Genomic DNA, 11679 nt, shown 5'->3' on the forward strand with positions numbered 1-11679 from the left:
TTGGAATTTTTAAATTTAACAGAAATATATACTTGAATGAAGTATATATTTCTGTTAAATTTATTCTATGGACAAAACAAGTTTAATTAAAGGTCATTTAGAAATGTGTGTGTTATCTATTTTGTCGAAAAAGAAAAGTTATGGTTATGAAATTATGAAAGAACTTGAAGTACACAATTTAAAATTGAAAGGAGTAGGAAGTATTTACCCCATTTTAACTAAGTTAAAAAATCAAGAGTGGGTTAATACTTATCAAGAAGTAACAGACAGTGGTAAAGTTAGAATCTATTATGAAATTAATGAAAACGGGAGAATACGTCTTGAGAAGAAAATTAATGAATGGTTAGAATTGCAATCTGATATTCAAACATTATTAAAAAGCGGTTTGAAAGGAGACCTTCTGAAATGAGGAATGAATTAAACGGTAAAGAAAAGCAATTTTTAACTGACGTACTTAAGGAATTAAAGCAATACGATATCAGCTTAGAAGAAAGGGAAAATATTAAGCAACAAATATTAGAGCATATTCAAGAATGTCGTGAAAATGGGGAGGATAGTATAAATGATCTAGGTACGCCTCAATTATTTGTTCAAGATTTTTTGGAAATAAATGAAATTGATCTGCGAGTAAAAATGAAAGAACTTCGAAACGTAAATGAAAAATCTAGTACATTAATCATAAGTGGAATATTCACCTCTATTATTACTTACCTCATCTCACAAACTACACTTTCAATATTCTTAACTGAATCATTTAATCCAAACAATAGTAAAAATACATTTAATTATAATATTTTATTTCGAATAACAGAAAATCAATGGTGGAACTCTATATTAATAATGATTAGTTTAACCGTTTCTTTATTAATATCTATAATCTTAGTAATTTATAAAAAAAGAAAGTTATCCGAAGTACATTAAGATGAAGATATCGAAATATAAATTGTTTCTAATTTGTATAGTTTGTAATGTATTAGTGTTATGTATTGTACATTCAAAAGTTTACGCTCAGCAAAATATTAGAGTTACTTTAGATAATTATATTGAAAAGTTTTTAAAGGAACATAAAATTCCAGGAGCTTCCGTAGCTATTGTACATAATAAAGATGTATTTTACACAAAATCATGGGGAATTACTGGAGAGTCTGAAAAAAACGTTACTAGCAAAACACCATTTGCAATTGGATCAATAAGTAAATCTTTAACTGGTCTAGCTATAGTAAAGTTAATAGAAGATAAAAAAATAAATTTAGAGGATTCAGTGCAACAACATCTTCCTTGGTTTAAAGTAAAAGATAATCAATCGGCCTCAAATATAACAATCCAACATCTACTAACACATTCAAGTGGAATGAGTACCTATGAAGGTTTAGCATTATCAGATAAGCAATCAAAGACTACTACGGCTATAAAAGAAAATGTAATGAAACTGTCGAATGTAACATTAACTGCTCCCCCAGGACAAAAATATCAATATAGTAATGCAAATTATCTCGTTCTTGGTGCACTTATTGAGGAAGTTTCAAAAGAGACATACTCTACTTATATGGAAAAGCAAATTTTTCAGCCATTAAGAATGAATGGTGCAGCAGCAAATAGTGAAGATTCTTATAAAAAGGGTTATTTAACAGGTTATCAATCATGGTTTGGAATACCAAGAAAAAGTACGGTGTCGTATGATAATGGTGGGACACCATATGGATATATTACAGCAAATCTAGAAGATATGATTCAATTCATTAAGTTTTTGAATCACCAAGAGCATACACAATTTTTAAATAAAGATAGTATGGATCTTTATTTATCTCCATTATATAAAATAGATTCAGCGAAATATTATGGTTTTGGACTGAGGACAACAAATATGAATGGAAACGAAAAGATGGTTTGGCATTCAGGCTCAACTCCTGATTCACATGCAGAAATATTTATTTTAAATGACACTGGCTGGGGTGTTGTGATTTTAACGAATAAAAATCATGTTTTAGAAGAAGCATCACTACCAGAATTTAAAAAAGGGATTATTAATATTTTGAATGGTGAAGAACCGGTTGATATACCAAAAAATATACCAATAGTTCAAATTGTTATGTCAATATTAATATTCGCACTTTTCATTACAGCAATTATGTTAATAATAAAGTATAAACGTAAGAAAATTTGTAAAAAAATGACCTGGCTTTTTCTAGGGAGTTTATTTCTAATATTATCTATTACTTTAATTCCACTTCTTATTTATAGTACAAATTCACCGTGGCAGACGATTAAAATGTTTTCTGCAGATGTAGCGTTGCTCATTAGTATTATAGTTACTTTATTGAATGTAAATGGATTAATATCAATGTATATTGCGTTGAAAAGTGAGTTGGTAAATAAGTCGTAAGGGCTTTTAATTATATAAATATAATACATTAAATAATTGTTTAAACTGTTATAAATAGTTGACTCTCACACAATGTAATGTCATTGTTTAAGATGGAATTGAGCTTCGAAGCAGATGTAATTTATAGGAGGAAATGATGTTTAAAATAGGGGATTTTTCAAAACTATCTTCCATTAGTATACGTATGTTGAGACACTACGATAAAGTGGAATTATTACAACCAGTAAAAGTCGATGAGCAAAGTGGTTATCGATTTTATTCAGCAGCCCAATTAAAGAAAGTAAATCAAATTCAAGTGTTAAAAGATATGGGATTTAATATTGCCACTATTAAAGAATTAGTAGAGAGTGAAAATATTGAAGTAATAAAGTCACAATTTGAAAATCGTAGTGCTCAAATAAAGGAAGAAATGGACGATCTCAAAAAACAATTACGTCTCCTCGAAGACTCAATGAAAATGATGAGAGAGGATGTTATTGAAATGAACTATCATGTTTCATTAAAAGAAATGCCAGAAAGAAATATAGCAAGTGTTAGAAAGGTTATTCCATCGTATAATTGCGAAGGGGATTTATGGAGTATATTAATGCAAGAAATTAATGTTAAAAATATTAGTATAGCTAATCCGAGTTATAGTATTGCTACATTCCATGATCAAGAATATAAGGAAAATGATGTGGATGTAGAAATACAGATAAATATTTTAGGGGAGCATGAAAATACAAAAGATGTTAATTTCAAAAAGATAGATCCATCCTATGTAGCTTCAATAACAGTTAACGGAAGTTACGAACAAATGACAGCTGTAAATGAGGCGGCAGCAAAATGGATTGAAACGGAAGGTTATGAATTAGCCGGACCGATGTTTAATATTTATCACGTTAGTCCAGCGATGGAATCAGATCCTAATAAATGGGTTACAGAGGTGTGTTATCCGATAAACAAATAAGTAATAAAAAAAGGCATGTTTTATGCCTTTTTTTATTTTATTGCGCTCAAAAATGTATAGCTAAATGATTTGTCGGTTTGATTCATCAACTATAAGTTAAATTATGAAAATAAATGGGGGGAGTTATAATGATTTTACACCTAATGAAAATTGTGTTTTAAATAAAAACTCTCAAGATAATATACGTTTGAATCAAATTAAATTAATGATATGTGTATCCTCCATCAGGAAACAATACGTTACCTGTAGTGAAATTATTTTGCATTAAATACATGACAGTGTGTGCAATTTCATCATTATGCCCAGGTCTCTGTACAAGAGAAAGAGATTTATAACCTTCATAAGCAGCTAGTCTTTTTTCGTTTTCTTCATTCTCTCTTTGTATCGTTCCAGGAGAAACAACATTAACTCTAATTGGGGCTAATTCAACTGCTAAAGCTTTTCCTAGGCTTTCAATAGCGCCATTACAAGCTCCATAAGCAGGTGCACCTTTAAGCGGTCTTTGACTAAATGCACCAGACATTAACACAATAGATCCAGAGTTTGAAAGAAAAGGAATTGCATATTTTACGGCATAATATTGAGGCCAAAACTTTCCGATAAAGCTACTTTCCACAATTTCATCCGTAGCGGTTATTGGTCCAAGTGTGTAAGAGGCTCCTGGTGTGAATAAATGATCAGAATTACCAACTTTCTTGAAAAAATCTTGTAATTGTCTCTTATTTTGATTATCCAATACATAGGTTTGAAGACGATTGTTATTTATATATTCTTGAGCAGCCTTTAATCTTTCTTCCGATCTTCCTGCAATAACAACGTGAGCTCCTTGCTCAATTGCTTGTTTTGCTGTAGTTAATCCAATACCAGAACTCCCACCAATAATAACGATACGATTATCTTTTAATGTAGTAATAGACATATTTTGACCTCTCCCTTGATATAAACTTTAAAATAAAACTGCTATGCTTTTATTATTCGTTAAAAGATAGTAAGTGAAAAGTACGCATTTTATATGTACTTAGTCGCAAATTTCGTACTAATCGCTTCTCGTACGGATAAATAATATGAAAAGTTTCTCATTATGATTTATGATGTGAGGGGAGAGGTGAGAAAAATGGATTTACAAGAACCGAAATTAAAAGGGGTAATAGCAACATTACAAATAATCGGCGGGAAATGGAAACCACTCATTTTATTTATATTATTAACAGATGGAACGAAACGGTTTGGTGAATTAAAACGATTAATACCAGACATATCTCAAGGGACATTAGCGAAACAGCTTCGTGAATTAGAGAAAGATCAACTAATAAAACGCGAAATTTATCAAGAAATACCACCTAAAGTGGAATATAGCTTAACTGAGCATGGAAAAACAGTAAGTGCAGTTTTGGATAGTATGTGTGGTTGGGGAAGAGGACATTTAGAATATATCGATAAAAATAAAATATAATATTATTATGTAAACTATATATAGTGTGCGGGAATATGTTATTTAAATAATTTGTATTTTATAATATATAATTAAACATACAGGTTACTATACATATAATCTTCCAAATGAGGTGAAATCGATGAAGTGCCGTATTGTTCGAAGTAACTAGTTGCCCGGGACTGAAAAAAATGCGTACCAGCTATAAAGGGGGATGTATGCCTTTTTACCAAAATATCAACTTTGAGTCTATTTCGGGGATCATCATAATTAGACATTTAATGCTTTTTTGCAAAGGGGAAATAATAAAATGAATGAATTAGAGTATAAAAACTTTTATGATAAAGTGGGACGATCAAATGGCTGGGACTTTAGTAAATTAAAATGTGACACTTGGGACTTTTATGGCGAAGTGAAAGAAAGATGCAAACCATCAGATATTCTACTTGATGTTGGCACAGGTGGAGGAGAGAATATATTAAAAATAGCATCTTCAGCTGCATTACTGATTGGAATAGATAATTCTAATGGAATGATCAAAACAGCACATTCCAATTTGAATAAAGCAGGTGTACAAAATGTTGAATTTCTTCAAATGGATTCTGAATTTTTAACGTTTCCGCATGCTCATTTTGATATTACTTCAAGTTGTCATGCGCCGTTTGTAGCATCTGAATTAGCAAAAGTAATGAAAAAAGGTGCTTTTTTCTTAACACAACAAGTTAGTGAGCATGATAAATTAAATTTAAAAGAAGCATTTGGAAGAGGGCAATGTTTAGGTGAAAGAGATGGTACGTTAAAAGATAAGTATATGGGTGAACTTATTAGTGCAGGATTTGAACTCGTGCAAGTACGTGAATATGATGTAATCGATTATTACAGTACTCCTGAGGATCTCATTTTCTTATTAAAACATACGCCTATTATTCCTAGATTTGGAGAAAAAGAAGAGGACTTTAATATTTTACAAAAGTTCATTGACGCTAATAGTTCCGAAAAAGGGATTCGTACGAATTCAAAAAGGTTTATGATTATTGCTGTTAAATCTTAATTACAAATTACATTTATATTTAAAGCTGATTTTCTTTCAAGAGAATCAGCTTTTTTCGTAGAAAAAAATAATTTAGTTCATGTAAGGCAGGAAACGTTTGATAATAACAGAAATAAGTACAGTAATAAATCCGAAAATCAAAATATAGAGGATGATTATTATGAAACGTTACTTTATTAACAATGACCGGATAAATGTACATATTACTGAATGGGGGAATAATGACAAGCCCGTTATTTTTTGTCTACATGGATTAGGTAGTACGAGTTTAAGTTTTATAGAAATTGCAGAGAAATTAAAAGAAGATTATAGATTTATTTCTATTGATGCACCAGGACACGGTAAAACAGCTCCATTTGAACGAATGGAAGATTATGAGATGCAACATTTAGCGCATTGGCTAAATGAAATTGTAAATGCACTTGAAATTGAACATTTTTATTTTCTTTCTCATTCTTGGGGGAGTTTCGTCGCGTTATTTTATTTGTTAAATAATCCAGAAAAAGTATTAGGAAGTATTCTTATTGATGGAGGATATCAAACGAAAAGGCTTAAAGAAGAAACGATGGAAGATGAAATCGCTTACTATGAAAAGGACTTTGAAGAATATACATTTAACAATTGGGATGATTTCTTTAGAAGTGAAAAAGAAGCTTATACAAGGTGGTCTCCATTATTAGAACTTGCAGTAAAGGATCTTGGAATAGAAATAGATGACAAAGTATATTGGCATGCGAGAGGTACAACGGCTAGTAATATTATAAAGGGTATGCATAAAGATGAAACAATAGATATATATGAGGAGTTACCAGCTAATATAATATTACTCCGTGCGACAGTACCAAAAAGCTGGGATGAATATAGAGGGAAGACAGCAAGTATTTTTAGTGAGAGAACAAGATCGACAGTAAAACTAATCCCAGATTCTACCCATCTGTTACATTGGGATTATCCGGAAGTTATAGTAGAAGAAATAAGAAAACATTGGTAAAGTCTTTATACAATATAACTTAAAAAGGTTGATTCTTGTAATGTATAAGAATCAACCTTTTTGAAGTGTATGTAATAAAGAAATAACGTATAGAGTAAGTAAGATGTTTGCTTAGAGTGTTATTTTTTAGCCGGTGTATTTCCCATCGCGATAGAAATTCTATTCCAACTATTAATTTGATTAATAATCAAGACAAGGTCAATATATTGTTTTTCATCATAATGTTCACATACTCGTTTATATAAGGAATCAGGAACTCTTTTAGTAGGAATAAGTGTAATATGCTCAGCTAGTTCAATAGCGACTTTTTCTTCTGGTGTATAAAAAGTACATTCATCCCAAGTACTTAAACAATAAATTCTTTGTTCAGTCTCTCCCATTTTTCGCGCATCAGATGTATGTAAATCTAAGCAGTAAGCACAGCCATTGATCTGAGAAACTCTAATTTTAATAAGTTCTCTAGTCGTTCGATTAATCGTTGATTGCTTCGTGTACTTTTCCATGTCCATCATAATTTTCATAGCATCAGGTGCAGCATCATAGTAAGCAATTCTTTGATTCACAATACAACACTCCTTTTAGCTTAAGATATTACTTATTATAGCTTGATGTGGTCGTTCGTACTAATTATTTGTACTATACGCACACTGGCTGAAGTTAAGATTTTATAGGATTAGACAATTATATCAACTTAACTGTTCTAATACAAAAGTAGTAGTTTGTTAATTAAATTTTCAATCTCCAGATGGATTTTTTCTGTTAGTTTTTGAAATACAATACTAATAGACATAATGAATTTGGAGGTTTATTATAATGATTACACACATTTCAGATATAAAACTACAAACTGTTTCCATAGAAGGAGTAAAACAAGTATACGGAGATATATTATCTTTTCCAATAAAAAAAGAAACAGCATCATTTATTCAATTTGAAGTAACACCATACACAACAATTAGTTTCCAGGAAGTATATGAACCAATTGCACCTGCGCATTTCGCCTTTGAGATTCCATATTCAAAATTTCATGAAACAGCAAGATGGCTTGAAGGGTCTGGATTACTCATTACGAAATGGAAAGATGGTCATACAATTGATGAGGAGAGCGGTCTTTTCAATTTATACTTTAGAGATGGCGATGGAAATCTTCTTGAAATTATCGCACATAGCTATGTTGAGGAAAATATATTAGTTCCGCATTCACCGTTAAACATATTATACGTAAGTGAAATTGGTCTTCCGGTTAAAAGTGTACCTGTATTTACAGAATGGTTGAAGTCAAATCTAGACATGAAAACGAAGGAAGATGGGGATATTTTCAACTTTGTTATAGGTGGCACTGCATATATCGTTGCAACCTGGTGGCAGCGACCGTGGATCCCCATTGCGATGAAAGCTTTACCACCGAAAGTACATGTTTCATTCGGAACACCGGATCATGCATTTTTCCAACGAATCCAAAATAATTTTAAGAAAAATAGTGTTCCATTTGAAAGTAAACAAAATGAAATATCATTTATTCAGCAAGGGTATTCATTTTCTATTTTGCATACACAGGAGTTTCATTCCGATATTCCTAGAAAATTAAACTTACCACTTTCTATATAGTTATAGAGAGCGGTAAGTTTGTATTGTTTTAAGGAATATAAAGCCTAGTTATTATGCTGATTTAACATTTGAGCTATTCCTTGACCAAATGACCAATTTTCAATAGATGTCTCATGTAATGTAATGAAAACATCAGCGCTAGAGATATGTAATATATTAGACGTATTAGTTGCTATAGCATTATACAAATCTTTTTTTTTGATTAATTGTTCTTCCTGGTCCACATGTAATAGAAACATAAATCATATTATCGGATCGTTTTGTTGAACCCTCTAATAGATAAGAAGAATCATAAAATAGCTGATGAGATGGATAAGGTAAAAACATTTGGAAATAATCGTTTTCGGGGATATTAAAATGTTCAATTAACGAATGATGAATTTTGATACTTACATTTTTTAATAACTTATTATCGGATAATTCTTCAGGATGATAGACAGTAACAAATGGCATATTAGAGCACTTCCTTTCTTTTGATTTTATTTTACTTCCAATAATTTCATTTGTATAATTGAAAATATATTAACTTATTATCAATAAAATCGATAAAGATGGTGTATCAAATGGAAATAAAAGAATTAATTACATTTAAAAAAATTATTGAAGAAGGAACGTTTTCACAAGCTGCTAAACAATTAAACTATGCCCAATCAACTGTAACAACACATATAAAAAAGCTGGAGAATGAAATAGGTTTTCTGTTATTTGAAAGAGGATGGGATGCGAGATTAACAGAAGAGGGCAAACTTTTTGCAGAGGAAGTAGAAAACTTATTAACACACTGGGAATATTCCAAATCTCAAGCACAACGTATTAGTAATGAGGAGCGGGGGAGTTTGAGAATTGGTCTATTAGAATCTTTCGCTGAAAGGTTAATTCCAATAATATTAAAGTTTTTAAACGATGAAAAACCATATATACATTGTGAATTTGTAGTGGGAAATACTGCACTTTTATCAGAAATGATAGAACAAAATAAGATTGATTTTGCGGTATGCGGAGATAATAATAGTTCAAATATAAAATTCACTCGAATATGTGATGAACAGATTGAATTTATAGTAAATCATCCGAATCATCCTTTACTACAAAAAGAATTTGTCGAAGTATTTGATATTATAGATTACCCCATAATTGTAGGTGAAAGTAGTTGTTATTCATATCAATCTATAAGTTTTTTATTAGCGGAAAATAATCTATCTTTAAAAAGAGTATACAATTGTAGTGCGTTGAACCTTATTCCACAAATGCTCTTTGGGAATGCCATTGGAATTATTCCGAAAGGTACAATTTTAAATGAAGAAGTTCTATCCTTTAAGATTAAAAGCTTTAATTCTAAAATTCCGATTGGTATATTAATTTCTACTAAAAATAACAATTATTTAAGTGAAACGAAACAAAAGATTATTAACCTCATTAAAGAATCTTTATAACTGTGTAAAAAAATAATATAAATGTTATTTCCAATATGTATATAACCTTTGTAATTTCAAAGATTGTTGCAATAACAGCATTTATATGAGCAGCAGGGTTTCCTACCATATGTAGTGAATTTCAAACATGGATGTCAGGAGTAATACTATATGTTTTAAGGAGGGGAAAACTTGAATTTAGGTGAGCCGATAGCTAAGGGGAATACTGCGAAGATATATCTTTATGAAAATAAAATTATTAAATTGTTTGAGGAATATCTTCCAGATACAGAATCTATTAATGAGGCGAAAAAACAAAAATACGCTTATTCATGCGGACTACCAGTTCCAAACGTATTTGAAGTGACAAAGGTACAAGATAGACAGGCTATTATTATGGAATATGTAAAAGGGGACAGTATTGGTAATCTCCTGCTTAATAATTTAAATGAGGCAGAGCATTACATAAGTATTTGTGTTAATGAGCAGAAAAAGATTCATGCTATATGTGTGAATACAGATGAAATAGAACCAATGAGACAAAGGTTAGAGCGTCAAATTAAATCTGTACATAAATTGGATGAAAACCAAAAGAAAAATGTATTAAAACAATTAGATTCAATCGTATTTGAACCTAGATTATGTCATGGTGATTTACATCCGTTTAATTTAATTATGAGCGATGATGATGTGAAAATTATAGATTGGATTGATGCTAGTTCAGGTGATATTCGTGCAGATGTGTTTCGGACATATTTATTATATTCACAGCATTCGGTGGAATTGGCTGAAATGTATTTACATATATATTGCAAAAATACAGGTTTATCAAGGGATGAAATTTTCCAATGGGCTCCTATTATTAGTGCGGCTAGATTGGCAGAGAATAAACCCCTGTAAATATAAGCTGTATGCATTTCTTTATTTTGGCCCCTATTAGGATAGTGACTCATTTATTTTTTACTCATTGATTCTCTCCATTATTTTCTTGCTAATTCTTTTCGATTTGTCATATACTTAAAAGAGACCAAACGTTTTCTTTTAGGGGGACACTATGCGTAAAGGTGAATTAACAAAAAAAATGATTCTTGATCGTTCCTCTGCCCTGTTTAATGTAAAAGGGTATAGTGGTTCTTCAATTTCTGATATTATGCGAGAGACTGGATTAGAGAAGGGTGGCATCTATCGTCACTTTAAAAATAAAGATGAATTAGCTATTCAAGCCTTCCAGCACGCAACCTCACAAATGGAGGTGCGTTATGTTGAAGAAATAAAAAAAGCATCAAATACGTTTGATAAGTTAAAAACTTTTATTTCTGTTTTTACATCTCTCGTTCATAATGATCCTCTTCCTGGAGGTTGTCCAATCATGAACGTAACGTTAGAGGCAGATGATTCTCATCCTCCCATGGCAGAACAAGCACAGATAGCAATGAATCAATTACTTGGAATGATTGAAAAGATTATTACAAATGGAATTGAGAAAGGTGAGTTAAAACCAGATACGCAAGCAAAGCAGATTGCTATTGTCTGGATTTCTTCTCTTGAAGGGGCACTTGCCTTATCACGCTTATACCAAGATATAGTCTACCTTGACACAGTATCTTCTCAGCTACTGGCTGAATTTAAAAAACAAATTACGGCTAAATGAGCCGTAATTTTCATCGTAAAAAAGAGACCGTTTGGTTTCTTTTTAAGGGGGTGATCACTTTATAGAAATTCTATAAAAAAACAGATGAGAGAAGAATACAAATGAGCCAATTTACTATGGAATGTAAAAATTTTAGTGCAATTGAAGATGCATTGGTTTTAAGGAGGTTATCTGAAATTTGAGGGGATTTACCAATCTGGAA

Annotated in this window: 13 protein-coding genes and 1 pseudogene; 11 read left to right on the forward strand and 3 right to left on the reverse strand. The window is 31.0% G+C overall.

Translation table 11 applies throughout. The features are described 5' to 3' along the window. The first annotated feature begins 67 nt into the window (after positions 1–67). The 4 genes from FT637_RS10605 to FT637_RS10620 all read left to right on the forward strand — a co-directional run bounded on the left by FT637_RS10605 (position 68) and on the right by FT637_RS10620 (position 3332). Complete coding sequence (locus tag FT637_RS10605; protein ID WP_193646260.1) at positions 68–409, forward strand: PadR family transcriptional regulator; 342 nt, start codon at positions 68–70, stop codon at positions 407–409. Beyond that, on the forward strand, positions 406–921 hold the full coding sequence (locus FT637_RS10610; protein WP_193646261.1) for a hypothetical protein: 516 nt from the start codon (positions 406–408) through the stop codon (positions 919–921). The genes FT637_RS10605 and FT637_RS10610 overlap by 4 nt, the downstream gene beginning before the upstream one ends. Position 922: 1 nt before the next feature. Beyond that, positions 923–2383, forward strand: coding sequence for a serine hydrolase domain-containing protein (locus FT637_RS10615; protein WP_193646262.1), 1461 nt, complete (start codon positions 923–925; stop codon positions 2381–2383). A gap of 136 nt (positions 2384–2519) precedes the next feature. Then, a complete protein-coding gene (locus FT637_RS10620) occupies positions 2520–3332 on the forward strand; it encodes a MerR family transcriptional regulator (protein WP_193646263.1) in 813 nt (270 codons plus the stop codon). A gap of 202 nt (positions 3333–3534) precedes the next feature. Here the strand turns inward: FT637_RS10620 and FT637_RS10625 are convergent, their stop codons facing one another. After that, positions 3535–4251, reverse strand: coding sequence for an SDR family oxidoreductase (locus FT637_RS10625; protein WP_193646264.1), 717 nt, complete (start codon positions 4249–4251; stop codon positions 3535–3537). Positions 4252–4446: 195 nt separating this feature from the next. Here FT637_RS10625 and FT637_RS10630 point away from each other — a divergent pair, with 195 nt between their 5' ends. From FT637_RS10630 to FT637_RS10640, 3 genes are all read left to right on the forward strand, one after another. After that, positions 4447–4785, forward strand: a complete 339-nt coding sequence (locus FT637_RS10630; RefSeq protein ID WP_193646265.1) for a winged helix-turn-helix transcriptional regulator — start codon at positions 4447–4449, stop codon at positions 4783–4785. Between the two features lie 289 nt (positions 4786–5074). Next, positions 5075–5815 (forward strand): class I SAM-dependent methyltransferase, encoded by a 741-nt coding sequence (locus tag FT637_RS10635; protein WP_193646266.1) that lies wholly within the window; start codon positions 5075–5077, stop codon positions 5813–5815. A 160-nt stretch (positions 5816–5975) separates the two neighbouring features. Continuing rightward, complete coding sequence (locus FT637_RS10640; RefSeq protein WP_193646267.1) at positions 5976–6806, forward strand: alpha/beta fold hydrolase; 831 nt, start codon at positions 5976–5978, stop codon at positions 6804–6806. A 119-nt stretch (positions 6807–6925) separates the two neighbouring features. On the opposite strand, the gene FT637_RS10645 is transcribed toward FT637_RS10640, so the two are convergent. Beyond that, positions 6926–7369: a carboxymuconolactone decarboxylase family protein gene (locus FT637_RS10645; RefSeq protein ID WP_193646268.1), complete on the reverse strand. Its 444-nt coding sequence runs from the start codon at positions 7367–7369 to the stop codon at positions 6926–6928. Positions 7370–7619: 250 nt separating this feature from the next. Here FT637_RS10645 and FT637_RS10650 point away from each other — a divergent pair, with 250 nt between their 5' ends. Next, positions 7620–8414, forward strand: a complete 795-nt coding sequence (locus FT637_RS10650; RefSeq protein WP_193646269.1) for a VOC family protein — start codon at positions 7620–7622, stop codon at positions 8412–8414. A 44-nt stretch (positions 8415–8458) separates the two neighbouring features. On the opposite strand, the pseudogene FT637_RS10655 reads toward FT637_RS10650, so the two are convergent. Then, positions 8459–8867 (reverse strand): annotated as a pseudogene (locus tag FT637_RS10655) (tautomerase family protein). Between the two features lie 110 nt (positions 8868–8977). Here FT637_RS10655 and FT637_RS10660 point away from each other — a divergent pair. The 3 genes from FT637_RS10660 (at position 8978) to FT637_RS10670 (ending at position 11477) form a co-directional block, all read left to right on the forward strand. After that, complete coding sequence (locus FT637_RS10660; RefSeq protein WP_193646270.1) at positions 8978–9847, forward strand: LysR substrate-binding domain-containing protein; 870 nt, start codon at positions 8978–8980, stop codon at positions 9845–9847. A 171-nt stretch (positions 9848–10018) separates the two neighbouring features. Beyond that, positions 10019–10726 carry a phosphotransferase family protein gene (locus tag FT637_RS10665; RefSeq protein ID WP_193646271.1) on the forward strand — a complete coding sequence of 236 codons (708 nt, stop codon included), beginning with the start codon at positions 10019–10021 and terminating at the stop codon, positions 10724–10726. A gap of 154 nt (positions 10727–10880) precedes the next feature. Next, the gene (locus FT637_RS10670; protein ID WP_193646272.1) at positions 10881–11477 is read left to right on the forward strand and encodes a TetR/AcrR family transcriptional regulator; all 597 of its coding nucleotides are present in this window, start codon (positions 10881–10883) and stop codon (positions 11475–11477) included. Positions 11478–11679: the final 202 nt, after the last annotated feature.

This window comes from Bacillus cereus (assembly GCF_015071065.1).
In the GTDB taxonomy this organism is placed as follows: domain Bacteria; phylum Bacillota; class Bacilli; order Bacillales; family Bacillaceae_G; genus Bacillus_A; species Bacillus_A cereus_BA.